Genomic DNA, 15093 nt, shown 5'->3' on the forward strand with positions numbered 1-15093 from the left:
CAGTAGCGCCAGTAGCGCCAGTAGCGCCAGTAGCGCCAGTAGCGCCAGTAGCGCCAGTAGCGCCAGTAGCGCCAGTAGCGCCAGTAGCGCCAGTAGCGCCAGTAGCGCCAGTAGCGCCAGTAGCGCCGGTAGCGCCTGTTGCTCCGGTGGCGCCAGTAGCGCCAGTAGCGCCGGTAGCGCCAGTGGCGCCGGTGTCGCCTGTTGCTCCGGTGGCGCCAGTAGCGCCAGTAGCGCCAGTAGCGCCAGTAGCGCCAGTAGCGCCAGTAGCGCCGGTAGCGCCAGTGTCGCCGGTAGCGCCAGTAGCGCCAGTAGCGCCGGTAGCGCCGGTGGCACCGGTGTCGCCGGTAGCGCCAGTAGCGCCGGTGTCGCCGGTAGCGCCAGTGTCGCCGGTAGCGCCAGTGTCGCCAGTAGCGCCGGTAGCGCCAGTAGCGCCGGTGTCGCCAGTAGCGCCGGTAGCGCCAGTGGCGCCAGTAGCGCCAGTAGCGCCGGTGGCGCCAGTTGCGCCGGTGGCGCCAGTAGCGCCGGTGGCGCCAGTTGCGCCGGTGTCGCCGGTAGCGCCGGTGGCACCGGTGTCGCCGGTAGCGCCAGTAGCGCCAGTAGCGCCGGTAGCGCCAGTAGCGCCGGTAGCGCCCGTTGCGCCAGAGGTGCCGGTGTCGCCGGTAGCGCCAGTGTTGCCGGTAGCGCCAGTGTTGCCGGTAGCGCCAGTGTTGCCGGTAGCGCCAGTGTTGCCGGTAGCGCCAGTGTTGCCGGTAGCGCCAGTGACGCCGGTAGCGCCGGTGTCGCCAGTAGCGCCAGTAGCACCAGTGTCGCCAGTAGCGCCGGTCGCGCCGGTGGCGCCAGTGAAACCAATAGCACCAGCATCTCCGGTCGCGCCGGTCGCGCCGGTACTTCCCGTAGGTCCAGTCTCGCCAGTACTGGCGCCCGTTGGTCCTGTAACGCCTGTTACTCCGACACCAGTCGCGCCTGTTGCCCCAGTTGCCCCCGTTAGACCAGGATCGCCTTGCATCCCAGTTGGTCCTATAGCGCCTTGCGCGCCAGGCATGCCTGGCCAGCCAGGAATGCCTTGTATCCCACGAGCCCCGGTAGCTCCTCTAGCACCCACCGCGCCTGCACGCCCGACAGCGCCGGTAGCGCCGGTAGCACCGACAACGCCCATCGCCCCTGTGGGACCAGTCACACCAGTAGCGCCAGTGGCTCCCGTTGCTCCGACATGTAGATGGCGTTTCTTCTTCCGCGCTCGGCATGGCGGGCGGGCCCCCTCACGCTGGATGCACACGAGTGCATCATCCAGTATGCGCGAAGCTTCCAGCAAATCAGTGCAATCGGCTAGATCAGATTGGGAGGCGCACTGAGCAGACTGAAGCAGGCGAATGACCCGGTCGACTTGTTTCATGCAGCGGGGTTGCTGTTTTTTGCGCTGGCTCATGTCCACACCTCCCAAGCTGAAGTGTTCTTCTTTATTTCTGTTCTTGGCTGCAAATAGCACGAATCAACTGTTGAGCCGCACTAATCTCTTTCGCTGCTGAGCAGCGCTTGCCGCATAGCAACGCTCGTCTTGCACGGCGAAGCCGGCGGATGGCGCAAGCGAGCTGTTGGCTCTGATGCTCACGATGAATGTGCATGGCGACTGCGCCCCCTTTTATCCCAATCCGATGCCCGCCCGCCATGGGGTTTACATTCGTAATTCCGCAAAACGATCCGCCGCCAGCGTTGTCGCCTCATTTGTTCGTTCTGCCTCTGCATAGACGGATTCTAACGTTCGGCCAATGCGTTTCACCCGGCTGCGCGTTCGAAACGTTCCTTCTCCATCAAGCTCGGCAGCCGTCGCGATTACACCGCCGGCATTGATGACATAGTCAGGTGCATACAGGATATTCTGCTGCTTCAAAGCAAGCGCAAATGACGGATCGCGCAGTTGATTGTTCGCCGACCCTGCAATAATGCGGCATTGTAGCCGATCAATTGTTCCCTCGTTAATAATGCCGCCTAATGCACAAGGCGCGAAAATCTGGCAAGGCGCATCGTACACGCGATCCACAGCAACAGGCAATGCTTTAAACTCGCGAACGGCCTGCTCCATGAGGCTTGCGCTAAGATCGGTGACGATGAGCTGCGCACCCGCCCTATACAAATAACGGCATAATGCCCAACCCACTTTGCCCAATCCTTGAACTGCAATCGCAATGCCGGCCAATGATCTTGAACCTAACACGCGCCGTGCGGAAACTTGTATGCCCACATACACCCCATATGCGGTCATGTCCGCTGTCCAGTCCCCAGTTCCGCCAAGCGATCCGGTCGTGTCTGTAACAAAAGGGGTGTGCAGTGCAACAAAGTCCATATCAGTTGCGGTGGTGCCGACGTCGACACCAGTCCAATAGGCACCGTTCAGCCGGTCGATGAATCGTCCGAGTGCCTCGAACCGCTTAGCGTTCGCAGCATCTCCAACCTGTCCGATGACGACTGCTTTACCGCCGCCGTAGGGCAGTTCAGCAGCAGCCGCTTTGTATGTCATGGAGCGGGCCAGACGCATGGCGTCTTGTGCCGCTGCTTCTTCATTGGCATAGGGCCACAGCCTGCACCCGCCTAGCGCGGGGCCACATTTTGTGCTGTGTATGGCGATAAACGCCGTTAAATCGCTTTCCCGATCCCGGCACCAGACCAACTGCTCGAATCCATCCCGTTCTAGCTCCATCCATAAGCTCAAGGATGCATCCTCCTCGGTAGATCGTCTATGGGATAGCATATTCGAGACATCCGCCAACTGCTACGGGTCTCTCCCTTATGTAGTTGGGTGGAGATGAGTGTATGAGTAACGGAAGGAAGGGGACAACGATATTGATGACTTGAACTAGGAGGTGCGCGTGCCGTTGCGTAGCGTACTGCGTAAAATTTTTTAACGGTCTAATATACGCATAAGCGGTATTCTAAGGAGAGAGTGAAACGGAGTGACCACTATTCAATTCTTAAGAGGAAATCCCCCAAATACTAGGTCGTTCCGTATTGTAAGAGGATTTATAAAAAAGTTTGTTCTTCTTCGTGCAACCTTTTTTAATTTTTATGAGTCTAATATTTGTAAGCTTTAGATATTAAAATAAATTTAAGGAGGTTTATGACAACAGCGCGTATGACACGGCTTCATAGGATGATTGCAGGGATTCTATTTTCAAGAAAGACTCATATGCACTCTCAACTAGGAGAGTATACGAGAAAATTAAAAAATGTGTTCTAAAGGATATGGACAGGATGTTTAAAAAAGGAAAGATATTGTCTCTTACCGCAATGACCACAATGTCATTGATGCTCATTTCTGCCTCTGTTTCTGCGGAGAATCCAAGCTTTACTTCAAACTTAGTCCCTAATTCAAATCATGAGATCCCAATTGATCCTGGTCCCCCACCGGCAAATGCAGTTACTATGCCGCAGGAAGTAGGGAGTAAAGAACTATCTGATCTACAAGATGATCGCGTCCAATTAGAGAACTATGTTATTGAATACAATAAAGATTCTTATTCTGGTTCATATACGGAAAATGGTTTGAATGTAATCCTCCTAACTAAGAATAGTTCAAGTGCTGCCCTCGAAAATTCAATAAAGGACAAAAGTAAACTAAAGAATAAGTTGAAGATTAAATATGTAAAATATTCTAGAAAAGAGATTGCTGCTGCAAAGGAAAAAGTTTTTAGTCAAGCAGAAAAGTTAAAACTTGAGGCAGTTGGTATTAATGAATCTATTAACAAGATAAATATTTATGTTACTCAAGAAGTTTTAGACAAGAACAAGAATGAAATATTAAAATATGTTAATGAAGATATGGTTAACTGGGTTATTGGCGATATGGGAATTAAAGATAATGCCTATTATCTCTATCCAGGTGAACGGATTGAAAGAAAAATTGATGCAACGAATTATTACACCTGTAGTCTGGGTTTTAATGCAAGGGTAAATGGAAATGATGTAGGGGTTACAGCTGGACATTGTGCGAACGGCTCTTATTACGATCTATCTGATGGAAGTTCTTCAATTGGAACAATGTCAAATGGAAACAACAGTTCTACTACAAGCTATGATGGTGGATATGTTAATTACGTTTCAGGAACTATCCCCAGTGTCTATCTAAATGGGAGCGCAATGACTATAGGTACTACTGATTATTCCGGTCAGTATAGAACAGTTGGCCAGTACGTGAGAATACATGCTACTTCTATGGGTGGAAGTAGTACAGCCCCACTAAAAATATTAGACACTGATTTAAATGTAACTGGATTTCCAACGCATTTAGTATTAACTGAATACGGAGGACTTATTAGTGGCGATAGTGGGGGATTAGTTTATACAATCGCGAATAATGGAGTAAAGAATTACGCCCGGATTGAAGGTGTTTATAAAGGAAACGCCGTCTCTAATGGTCAGATAGTGGGCGAGGTTTTTTCTAAGTATAGTTATGTTTATGATGGATTAGGTTTGTCAGGAATTTATACTGATAACTCTTACTAAAAGAGATATATCAAAGACCCAGTCAACCTTAAGGGAACTGAACTCTTAGCGTGAGACAAATTTCACCTTCAAGTAAATGTGACATGTCGTAAGATGTGGATACAAACTTGGAGGTGTTTTTGTTGTTGGCAACAAAAGTGTATGGAATAGACGAATCTCGGAACTTGGCTTAGTACACCGGAAAACTTTGCGGTTTCGTCCTGCATGCTTTTGGAGACGAGATGCATCTTGCGGCCGAGCGGCAACATGAACAGCATGAGGAGCGGCACGGCGGTCAGCATAACGAGCGTCATGCGCCAGTCGAGCGCGATTAAGATCGCGACCGAGCCGATGATGCTAATGGAGCCGGTGGCGAAGCTCGTCATATGCTCGGTAATCAGCCCTTTGACAACACCCGTATCGTTCGTCATGCGGCTAACGGTTTCGCCAGTCTGGTGGTTGTCATAGTAGGAGACTGGCAGGGCGAGAAGCTTGCGCCACAGCCGTTCCCGCAGGCCGGCAACGACTTGTTGGCCGACGCGGGCAAGCATATAGGTAGAGATGGCGGCAGTCGCTGCCTGTGCGACGAAAGCGGCGACGAGCAGCATAATTTGGGGAAGCCCGATTGAAGACAGTGAGAAGCTGTCGACTACGTTCTTGGTCACAAGCGGCACAACAAGCGCGACGACGGTGGACGATAAGCTGAGCGTTAAGGCGATGGTGAGGGCGAGTTTAGAAGGTTTCGTTGCGCGGATCAGGCGCCAGAACGGCCCCCAGCCGCGAAAAGGGCTTTTCATAACCGATGGTGTTGATGATTGCTGCATGCACGATCATTCCTCTCTAGAGCCGATGGGTGGCTATACGCTAATGAATGCCTAAGGTTGCGAAGCGGCAGATAGCTGCCTATCAATCTCGGACGATTGCCGCCAAAATGCCCGAATGGCCTGCTAGCCTAAGAGGCTTTTGGCGGTGTCCCGGGGGACTTCCGCCACGCGCAAGCCTTGGCGCTGCGTACATTTCGCCCTTAATTTGCGCTGATGGGGGGAAGTCCAGTCCCTCTGAATGGGAGCGGCATAAGATAGACTATCACAAAACTTAGGAGGCATTTACAAATGTCTAACTGTCATCCGCACAAACCTCACTGTCCACAACTTGACCCTGTAGTCGTTGATCCGGTGAATGTTTATAAAGATTTCTATTACTCGCAGCCGTACGATGTCGTTCATCCCATCAATATCATTAACCAGCATCACTGCGTTCCATGCCCGCACCACGTCACGGTCGTTACGGAAACGGACGTAATGGGCAACATGATGGGATCTGGCATGATGCCTGGCATGCGCACAAGCGGTTCCCGCAGCACGCGCGGAATGCGCAGCGCACGCAGTGGCGGCAACCGCACGCGCGGCAGCCGCCGCCGTTAATCAATTCGATGTTACCGGCAAGCGCCCGCGAGCAAGCAGCGGGCGTTTCTTTATTTTCGAGGTGGCCTGCTCGCATGAACGGGTTTCGATTCGTAACTATAAATGGCGAATTTATCTCCGATGTGAATTTTTATAACATGGGAAGGAAAAATTCGTTTTAAATCGAATACCATTTATAACAAATCGGTCGAAAAGGTTAATTACTAGCACTCCGTTAGGAGGGACACTATGGCGTTAGCATGGGTGATGTTAGGATTTCTATCGATAATCGTGTTCGTTATCATCGGCGGCCTTCCGAAACGGAATCGGCGACTGATGCTTGCGTCACAGCGTATGGCCGGAATTGGCAACTGGTCTTACAATCTCGAGAGGAACCAATTGTTTGGGACGGAACTGTTCTTTTGCCTTATAGGAGTGCCTGTTCCGCCGCGAGCCCGTATGAAACTGGAATCGTTTCTGGAACTGGTGCATCCCGAGGATCGGCCATTGATCGAACAACACCATGGTGTTGCGGATCGAAAGGACAGCTTTACGATCGGCTTCCGCATTATTCGGCCAGATGGAAAAACGCGCTGGATGCAAGCGCAGATGCAGTCGACAAGCCCGCAGCGGTATGTCGGCATTTTGCAGGACCGGACAGAAAAGCGAAATTTGGAAACAGAAGCCCGGTTAGCCCATCATCACCTGTACTCTTTTATCGATAACCATATGGATCCGATCGTCATTTGGAGGGCTGATGGCACGGTGCTGCGCGTGAATCGGGCGTTTACGGACTTGCTGGGCTACAGCAGTGAAGAAATAGAAGGCAATGGGATTGGCGATACGCCATTTATTCCTGACGAATATCGCGAGCAGATGAACCGGTATTGCCTTCAGACGATTGCGAATAAGACGGCGGCAACCTTTGAGACGGAACGATTGAAAAAGGATGGCGGAACGTTACAAATCCTTCTCTCTATCACGCCGCTGGTCGGGGCTGACGGGAGAATGGACAGCTGGATTGCCATATTGCGGGATTGCACGGAGCAGCTTGCGGCCACCCGCCAATTGAAGGAAGCGCAGGGGGAGCTGGAGAGCTTCATCGAGCACAATATTGATGCTATCGCTTTTTTTAACCGAGATGGGACGATACGCAAGATGAATGCCGCTTTCGAGCGAATATTTGGATGGACGTTAGAGGAGTTAAAGGGCACGCCGCTGGTGGATTATCCGTTCGCGAATGGCCGGTCACAAGACGAGATTAATGTACGCCTTCGTGAGATTATGAGCGGTAAAGGCACGCAAAATTCGGAGCTTCAAGGCCGCCATAAAGACGGCACGCCACTCTCCGTCATGATATCGACCACCCCATTCCCCGACCGCAATGGCTTCGCCGTCATGTTCAAGGACGTAAGTGAGCTGAAGGAAACGCGCGATATGCTGGGGCGTTCGGAAATGCTGTCGGTGCTGGGGCAGTTGGCAGCGGGCGTGGCGCATGAAATTAAAAATCCGCTCACATCGTTGAAGGGGTTTGCGCGACTGCTTGAGCCAACGCTTCAAAATAAAGAACAGCGGTATATTGGCATCATGAAGGAGGAACTCGACCGAATCGAGCTTATTGTTAATGAGATGCTCGTATTGTCGAAGCCACAGGTGATGGAGTTTGAGGAGCGCGACATGAGCGAGCTGTTGAATTATGTGATCGAGCTTCTGGGCACACAAGCGATTATGAAGAGCATTGAGATTCTGAAGGGCTTCGAGGAGGTGCCGCCTATCGCATGTGAGGAGCGGCAGCTCAAGCAAGTGTTTGTGAACCTGCTCAAAAATGCAATCGAGGCAATGCCAGGCAATGGCCGAGGCAATATTCACGTAAGCATAAAACATGCACCACGGCCAGACTACATACGCATACTGGTATCTGACCAAGGCCAGGGCATTGCGCCAGAACGGTTAGCCCGCCTAACCGAGCCCTTTTATACGACCAAAGAAAAGGGAACAGGGCTTGGGTTAATGATGACGGCGAGCATCGTTGAGCGCCACGGGGGCACAATCCAATTCGAGAGCGAGCTGGGCGTTGGCACAACCGTGACCGTGACGCTGCCGGTTAAGCAGGGCATGAGCTAGACCGTGAGCGGGGCTCGCGGTCTAGCTCACGCTAAAGGATGAGCGAATAAGATCGCCATAACATGATAATAATTATCATTATTGGTTAACCTGTTAGTGTAATAAAAAAAGCAGCCTCTCGGAAAGGCTGCTCGCGTGAAGCATCATTAAATTTTGGGTTCAAACGTTTTGCAGTCCGTTTCTTCGGACTGGCGAGGTTGACTGGAACGGCTGACGACATAAATCGAAGAAGCATTACACTTGTTGCCGGATGCCCAGAACTTGCACGAGTTCACTTCACAAAGCACGTCTTTTGCCACGGGGATTCACCTCCTGTCGCTAAAGCGCGGCATGCAATAACCAGCCCACCGCTCTTCTTAAGGATGGGCTTTTTTGTCATGGTTTTATACTTGCCCGCGGCAGGAAATGTATCCCGATCCGACGTGAGGAGGGGCATCCGCGCTGATAGGGCAGATTACTCTGCCCTAATGGAGCGCTGGCGCCGCCGGGAGGTGAATAGGGGAGATATTTCTGCCCTAATGAGCCGCTGGCGCAGCCTTGTTCGCGTGCCAATGCTGCTTGGCAGCATCAAAGCGCCTCAAGCATGCATATCTTCGTTTGCGCTTGCGCTTACTTTACCCACTGGACAACATCGTCCAGTGTTTGGCGTGTTTTGGGACGGGGCTCGCTGGCGCGATAGCCGAAGGCTGCCATGACAGATACGCCGAATTGTTGGGGATCAAGCAGCCCTTCTTCAACGAGCACGCGGTTAACCGCTGCTTGGTCGAAGCCTTCAATCGGGCAAGAATCAATGCCAATGAGCGCTGCTGCGGTCAGCATATTACCAAGCGCGATGTAAGTCTGCTTGCTGGCCCAGTCGAATAGATAACGGTCATCGCCGTATAAGTTGAAATCCGTTTCTTGAAATTTGCGATACATGCTCCGTTTGCCGTCTTGCACCTCAGGAGGCAGCTGCTGCACGTTTTTCATCATATGTGTAATGTGAGGAGCATCGGCGTGAACGCCTTCCTTCGTACGGGCGAGCAGCACAAGGAAGTGGCTTGCTGTAGGCAAGGTTCCTTGTGCCCCCCACGTAACGGCACGGAGCTTCTCGCGAACGGCTTTGTTCTGAATGACGAGAAATTGCCAAGGCTCGAACCCATAGGAGCTTGGCGACAGGCGGCCAGTCTCGAGAATGAAGCCGAAGTCTTCATCGGAAATCTGGCGGGCGGGATCGAATGATTTGGTAGCATGGCGGAATTGGTAAGCGGATAAAATATCAGCTTTGGACACGGAAACAGTTGACATAAACAATCATCCTTTCTTCATGCCTGCTAGTTAGGTGAGCGCTCTTGCTAAATGGGCAGCCCGCTAGCGGCATCTGTTCAATTTGGGGGATTGGGATTATTATAGACGAATAGATAATCTTTTCGTAAGTACGCACATTTTTGTTGTATAGTATCGATTTTGATACTTAGGAATGTATATGGGAGAGGGGCGCTTGGCATGAATGAGACGGAGAAGCGTGATCATCAAGAGCTGGAGAAGATGGCGGAACCGGCAGCGCATCCAGCTAGCGCGAATCGGCGGTACACCTGCTCGGTGGAGGCGACCCTTGATGTGATCGGCGGCAAATGGAAGGGAATCATCGTGTTCCATCTGCTGGGGCGAATGCGCCGGTTTAATGAGTTTCGGCGGCTAATGCCTAGCATTACGCAGCGAATGCTGACGCTTCAGCTGCGGGAGCTGGAGGAGAACGGCATCGTCCATCGCGAGGTGTACAAGGAGGTGCCCCCTCGGGTGGAATACTCGTTAACCCCGTTTGGGCTGACGCTCCGTCCTATTATTATGCAGATGATGGAGTGGGGCAGAGGCTACGAAGCAATGCTGGCGAAGCGGGAGGAAGGGCTGGATGCGCTGGCGGAGAGCACCTGCGGCTTGGATGAAAAGCTCAATTGATAGGTGGAGATGAAGGAAAAGCCCTCGAAGCTTGCGGCGGGTTGCCGTGCTTTAAGGGCTTTGTTTAGCTGCTGCAGCAATAGCAATAGCAATAGCTTAAGCGTTCGGCGCAGCCGCACGATCAGTTGGGCCAAGCGGGAGCCAGATGGTAAATGCCGTTCCTGCACCGAGCTCGCTATCCGCCCGAATTTCCCCACCATGCTGTCGGATGATCGTCGCGACGATGGCTAAGCCGAGCCCGCTGCCGCCTTGCGCGCTGCTGCGGGCTTTGTCCGCTTTATAGAACCGTTCGAACAAATGCGGCAAATCCGTTTCGTCGACGCCAATTCCGGTATCGGATATGACGATGACGGCTTGTTTAGCTGCGGAATCCTTCTGGAGCCGGATGCGAATGCACCCGTCCTCCGGCGTGAACTTTATCGCATTATGGAGCAGATTGGTCCACACTTGGCGCAGCGCATCTTCATCGCCTGTTATGCTGAGCGATTGAATGTCGATATCGATATCGAGCTTTTTGGCAAGCCAGAGCGGCTCTAGCGCCAGGACGGTTCGTTTTAGCTGCAAATCAAGCGAATAGGAGGCCTGCTCCCCGGGCTCCCGCCGCGCTTCAAGCATTGTGAGCTTCAATAGGCTGTCGCTCAGCTTGGACAATCGCATGCTCTCGGATTCGATCATGTTCAAATAATCGGTTCGCGTCTGGGCGGATAACGACTCATGATGGAGCGCTCGGGCGAATCCCGCGATCGACGTTAATGGCGATTGCAGCTCATGGGATACGTCGGATATAAACCGCTGCCGGGTCTGCTCCAGCTCTTGAAGCTCAGAGGCCATGTCGTTGAGCCCTTCGACGATCATCCCAATCTCGCCTCGATTACGCATCGTGGAGAACACCTTGACGCTGAAATCGCCCGATGCAATGCGTTTCATCGCATCCATCATAATTTGAAGCTGCTTAAATTGCTTCTGCCATGGGGCCGCAATCGTCGAGAAGATGCCCATAAGCAATCCGAATAGCAACAGGGGAGCTATTGCATGCCAGTATGAGCTGAACCAAGCAGGGAGCGGCTTGCCGATCGCTAACGAATACGAGGCGCCGTCGGATCCTTTTACTGTCACGGCTAACGCAGCGTCACGGGAATGGAATGGATTGGCCCATCGATAAATAAAGCGTGCTTCATCAAGGGATGAAGCGGAGTGAACGGGCGAGCTGGCATCGGAGGGCGGCAGGCCGAGCCGGTTTAACAGCGAAGCTCCGCCTGGTCCGAAAGCGGTCCATTCGCCCGTGCGATCCTCTATGGCGATTGACAGATTCTCTTGTTGGGCGAAGACTTGAAGAAGCTTCTTCCGTTGATCGCCGTTATCAGGGCTAACGCCCGCAGCCTCCAGCAGTTGAACGGCCTGCTGCGTGTCTTGCCATAATTGCTGTCTCACGTCCTCGCGGTTCATCCGGTCGGATGCGTAGGAAACAACGATGAACAACAGCGTCCAGAAGATCGTCATCGCGGTGACGGCGCCTACGAAAGAGAACGCAATATGCAGACGCCGATACCGCTTGGAATGCTGCTCCAGTGAGTTCATTCGCCAGCTCCTGCTGACGGCTCCATCCGGTAGCCGAGCCCGCGTACGGTTGCGATGCGGAAGCCAGCTTCCGTTTCAGGGAATCGCTCGCGCAGCCGATTGATATGCACATCGAGCGTCCGCTCGTTTCCCTCAAAATCGATGCCCCAAATGGCTTCAATGAGCTGCTCGCGCAGCAGCGTTTGCCCCGGATAGCTCGCAAGCTTAAAGAGCAGCTCGAATTCTTTGGGCGGCAGCGACAGGCTAGCATCGCCCATGACAGTTTCGAACGTCCGCCGGTTCAGCGTGACAGCGCCGATCTGCACGGAGGAGGAAACCGCGATGCGGTAGCGTTTCAATAATGCTTTGACACGGGCGACCAGTTCTTCGGCAATGAATGGCTTGACGACATAGTCATCGGTGCCGAGGTCGAACCCTTTTATTTTCTGCGACGTCTCGCCCTTCGCTGTTAGCATAAGCAGCGGCATATCCGCATAATATTCCCGCAACTCCTGGCATAAGCGATAACCGTCCATATTGGGCATCATCACGTCCAAAATGACGAGGTCAGCTTTGAACGTTTCCAGTTTGCGTATCGCATCTACCCCATCGACAGCTTCCTCAACGGCATACCCTTCTGTCTCCATGAAGTGGCGCACCAGTTTTCGAATCGCAGCATCGTCATCTACAACCAATAGGTTAGCCATGTAGCGTTGCCCCCTTATATCCGTTTGATCGCATGGAGCGACCGCTCAGTTCCCGTTATCGGTATTCTAGCATCAGCGGCAGCTTTTATCATAGAGGCTTGCGGCTGTTTGCTTGCTTAATTCGAGTATATGGCAGCTATGTAAATGGAATTTAAACAACCGGATAAAACCAAGATGAACCAATAGCCCGTCCTCCTGGTGTGAATATTCGTCACATTAGGATGACAATTCAGGGGAGTCCCTTCATATACTGTCCTATAGCAGCGAAGAGAGCGGGGATGATCGAATGCGGAATACCACTCGGAAAATAGCGATCGCGGGAGTAGGTTTTGTCGGGTCCAGCTGTGCCTATTCATTGGTGAACCAATCGATATGCAATGAAATCATGCTAATGGGCCGTACGCCGGACCGGGCTTATGCGCAGGCACTCGATTTGTCGCATTGCATGGATTTTACGCATACGCGGACCAAAATTTACACCGGCAGCTACGCCGATTGCGGCGATGCCGACATTATCGTGCTGTGCGCGGGCGCTAGCCCGAAGCCGGGCGACACGCGCCTAGATATGGCGGATACCGCTTATACGATTTATAAGGATATGATTCCGCAAATTATGGCGAGCGGGTTCGATGGCATTTTTGTAGCGGCAGCCAATCCAGTGGATGTTGTAGCTTATATGGTCTGGAAGTTATCGGGCCTTCCGAGGCAACGGGTTATTGGCACAGGCACATCGATCGATTCCTCACGGCTCAAAACGCTGCTGTCGGAATATTTGCCGGTCGATCCGCGCAGCGTGAGGGGCTACGTGCTCGGCGAGCATGGCGATTCGCAATTTCCGGCATGGTCGCATGTCACGGTTGGCGGCAAGCCGATCCTTGATATTCTCGCCCAGCATCCGCAACGGTTCAGCCAGTTGAAGCTGGATGATATCGCTGCGAAAACGCGTAATGCGGGGTGGGAAATTTTGCAGCGTAAAGGGGCGACTTATTATGGAATCGCGAATGCGATTGCCCATATTGTTCGCTCGATGCTAAACGATGATTACAATATAACGGCCGTATCAGCTGTTCTTGAAGGGGAGTATGGCGAGCGTGGGGTTTGTGCAGGCGTGCCTGCTATTTTGACTCGCCGCGGGATCGCGGAGTTAGTCGAACTCAATTTGGCGCCGGAGGAGCGGGAGCAGTTTGCTTTTTCAAGCGGCGTGATTAGGGCTGCTGTTGCCAAATTGGCGCTCTAGCCTGCATGCGCTGAAACTTGCTGTTATTGCTAAAGTGGCTTTGCAGGGGGCATGGCAATTTTGACATTTAGAATGGGAATCCTCGAATCGTCGCACGCTATCAAAAGGATAACACGATAGCCGACAGATGGAGGTACTGCCATGCCCAGATGGATCGCCCTGTATTTCTCTGATTTGCGTACGTTAGCGACAAACCCTGCCCTGCTCGTCATTGTGGCTGGCTTGTCTGTGCTGCCATCATTATATGCGTGGTTTAATATTGGCGCGTCATGGGACCCTTATGGCAATACGGGAGGGGTACGGATTGCCGTAGCGAATGAGGACCGTGGAGCGGACATGCTCGGCAAACCAGTCCACATGGGGGATGGGATCGTCGCTTCGCTCAAGGCCAACCATAAGTTCGGCTGGACATTTACGGATGCAAAAGAGGCGCTTCAAGGCGTACGGAGCGGCAAATATTATGCGAGCATTACGATTCCTTCCGATTTTTCTGCTCGGATCGCATCGGTTGTGACGGATACGCCGCGCAAGGCGGAGCTGCGCTACGACGTGAATGAAAAGATCAATGCCATCGCGCCCAAAATGACAGCAAGCGGCGCATCCGGTGTTATGCTGCAGGTGAGCAGAAGTTTCGTGGAGACGGCGAATGGCGCGATTTTTAAATTGTTTAACGAGCTTGGCATTAAGCTGCAACAGGAGCTGCCGGCGATTCAGAAGCTTGCAGCGCTGATGTTCCGGCTGGAGGAAAGCTTGCCGCAGATCGAAGCGGCAGTCAATGCATCGACTGCGGACATCGCACGGATGCAGCGGGTAATAGGGGTGGCACAGCAGAAGCTGCCTGAAGCGGAGCGAATTGCTGCCGAGGGAGCCCAGCTTGCGCAAGGCGCAAGCGATTTTCTGCAGCGTACGGACGAGGCGTTAAGCCAATTGTCGCCGATGATCGGCGATAGCCTTGCCGCGCTCGCGCAAGCAGCTGAGTCGGCGGCTGCCCTTGCGGAGCGGCTGCAGGCGGGAGGGAGCGGAACGCCGAGCGAAGGCAGCGGGAATGGGAGCGGCAGTGAAGTTAAGGGCGATGCTGGCGGCGGGAATGGGAGCGGCAATGAGGTTAAGGGTGATGCTGGTAGCGGGGATGGAAGCGGCAATGAGGTTAAGGGCAATGTTGGTGGGGTTGGCGAAGAAGCAAGCAGTGGAGGCGCTGGCCAGAACAACGACGTAAGTTCGAGTAATGAAGTAACCAATAAGGACAGTGGCGCAAGTTCGAACGTTGGCGGGAACGGAGCTGTGCCTGATGGCGATGCAAAGGATACAAATGCTGCTGCTAATAGCGGCAGCGCCGGCGGCCCGAGTGCAGGCGCAACTGCCAGCAGCAGCGGCACGAATGCGAGCGACGCGGCTAGCAGCCGCATGGCAGGAGCGCGCAGCCGCGCATTCGGCGCAGCCGCCAGCGATGCGGCCGCGCTGGCCCGTGCACGCGAGCAGCTGGCCGCTGCCGCGAAGCTCGCCAGCGGCACGGCCGCCACGCTCGGCCAGCTCGCGAGCATGGCGCCAGCTGGCGACAGCGCTGGCGCTGCCGCTGCGGCGAGCGCGCTCCGCGACGCGCGCGCGCAGCTGCTCGCGCAAGCCGAGCGGCTCGCTGCGCTGCCAGCGCTAG

At 53.6% G+C, this 15093-nt stretch carries 14 protein-coding genes; 6 read left to right on the top strand and 8 right to left on the bottom strand.

The annotated features are described in order from the left end of the window. The 3 genes from GON22_RS24875 to GON22_RS24885 form a co-directional block, all read right to left on the bottom strand. On the bottom strand, positions 1 to 1426 hold a 1426-nt coding region (locus GON22_RS24875), incomplete at its 3' end, for a collagen-like triple helix repeat-containing protein (protein ID WP_237179339.1). 31 nt (positions 1427 to 1457) lie between these two features. After that, complete coding sequence (locus GON22_RS24880; protein ID WP_160398777.1) at positions 1458 to 1622, bottom strand: hypothetical protein; 165 nt, start codon at positions 1620 to 1622, stop codon at positions 1458 to 1460. Between the two features lie 50 nt (positions 1623 to 1672). Then, positions 1673 to 2707 carry a Glu/Leu/Phe/Val dehydrogenase gene (locus GON22_RS24885; protein ID WP_160398778.1) on the bottom strand — a complete coding sequence of 345 codons (1035 nt, stop codon included), beginning with the start codon at positions 2705 to 2707 and terminating at the stop codon, positions 1673 to 1675. 539 nt (positions 2708 to 3246) lie between these two features. On the opposite strand from GON22_RS24885, the gene GON22_RS24890 reads away from it, so the two are divergent. Continuing rightward, positions 3247 to 4497, top strand: a complete 1251-nt coding sequence (locus tag GON22_RS24890) for a hypothetical protein (RefSeq protein WP_160398779.1) — start codon at positions 3247 to 3249, stop codon at positions 4495 to 4497. Between the two features lie 68 nt (positions 4498 to 4565). On the opposite strand, the gene GON22_RS24895 is transcribed toward GON22_RS24890, so the two are convergent. After that, a complete protein-coding gene (locus GON22_RS24895; RefSeq protein ID WP_336604365.1) occupies positions 4566 to 5300 on the bottom strand; it encodes an ABC transporter transmembrane domain-containing protein in 735 nt (244 codons plus the stop codon). 288 nt (positions 5301 to 5588) lie between these two features. On the opposite strand from GON22_RS24895, the gene GON22_RS24900 reads away from it, so the two are divergent. Beyond that, positions 5589 to 5900, top strand: a complete 312-nt coding sequence (locus tag GON22_RS24900; RefSeq protein ID WP_160398780.1) for a hypothetical protein — start codon at positions 5589 to 5591, stop codon at positions 5898 to 5900. A 228-nt stretch (positions 5901 to 6128) separates the two neighbouring features. After that, entirely contained in the window at positions 6129 to 8003 is a 1875-nt protein-coding gene (locus tag GON22_RS24905) for a PAS domain-containing sensor histidine kinase (protein ID WP_160398781.1), read from the top strand. A 146-nt stretch (positions 8004 to 8149) separates the two neighbouring features. Here the strand turns inward: GON22_RS24905 and GON22_RS24910 are convergent, their stop codons facing one another. Both GON22_RS24910 and GON22_RS24915 read right to left on the bottom strand, forming a co-directional pair. Further along, on the bottom strand, positions 8150 to 8302 hold the full coding sequence (locus GON22_RS24910; RefSeq protein ID WP_160398782.1) for a DUF1540 domain-containing protein: 153 nt from the start codon (positions 8300 to 8302) through the stop codon (positions 8150 to 8152). Positions 8303 to 8612: 310 nt separating this feature from the next. Beyond that, positions 8613 to 9290 (bottom strand): NAD(P)H-dependent oxidoreductase, encoded by a 678-nt coding sequence (locus GON22_RS24915; RefSeq protein ID WP_160398783.1) that lies wholly within the window; start codon positions 9288 to 9290, stop codon positions 8613 to 8615. Between the two features lie 240 nt (positions 9291 to 9530). Between GON22_RS24915 and GON22_RS24920 the strand changes: the two genes are divergently transcribed. Continuing rightward, on the top strand, positions 9531 to 9941 hold the full coding sequence (locus GON22_RS24920; protein WP_237179340.1) for a winged helix-turn-helix transcriptional regulator: 411 nt from the start codon (positions 9531 to 9533) through the stop codon (positions 9939 to 9941). Positions 9942 to 10037: 96 nt separating this feature from the next. Here GON22_RS24920 and GON22_RS24925 read toward each other — a convergent pair whose 3' ends face one another. Further along, positions 10038 to 11519: a sensor histidine kinase gene (locus GON22_RS24925; RefSeq protein WP_160398785.1), complete on the bottom strand. Its 1482-nt coding sequence runs from the start codon at positions 11517 to 11519 to the stop codon at positions 10038 to 10040. Beyond that, positions 11516 to 12205, bottom strand: a complete 690-nt coding sequence (locus GON22_RS24930) for a response regulator transcription factor (RefSeq protein WP_160398786.1) — start codon at positions 12203 to 12205, stop codon at positions 11516 to 11518. Before GON22_RS24930 ends, GON22_RS24925 begins: the two co-directional genes overlap by 4 nt. Before the next feature lie 286 nt (positions 12206 to 12491). On the opposite strand from GON22_RS24930, the gene GON22_RS24935 reads away from it, so the two are divergent. Both GON22_RS24935 and GON22_RS24940 read left to right on the top strand, forming a co-directional pair. Beyond that, a complete protein-coding gene (locus GON22_RS24935; protein ID WP_160398787.1) occupies positions 12492 to 13442 on the top strand; it encodes an L-lactate dehydrogenase in 951 nt (316 codons plus the stop codon). A 141-nt stretch (positions 13443 to 13583) separates the two neighbouring features. Then, positions 13584 to 15093 (top strand): YhgE/Pip domain-containing protein (locus GON22_RS24940; protein ID WP_160398788.1); only part of this gene is annotated, 1510 nt, incomplete at its 3' end.

The organism is Paenibacillus sp. MMS18-CY102 (assembly GCF_009789195.1).
GTDB lineage: Bacteria > Bacillota > Bacilli > Paenibacillales > Paenibacillaceae > Paenibacillus_T.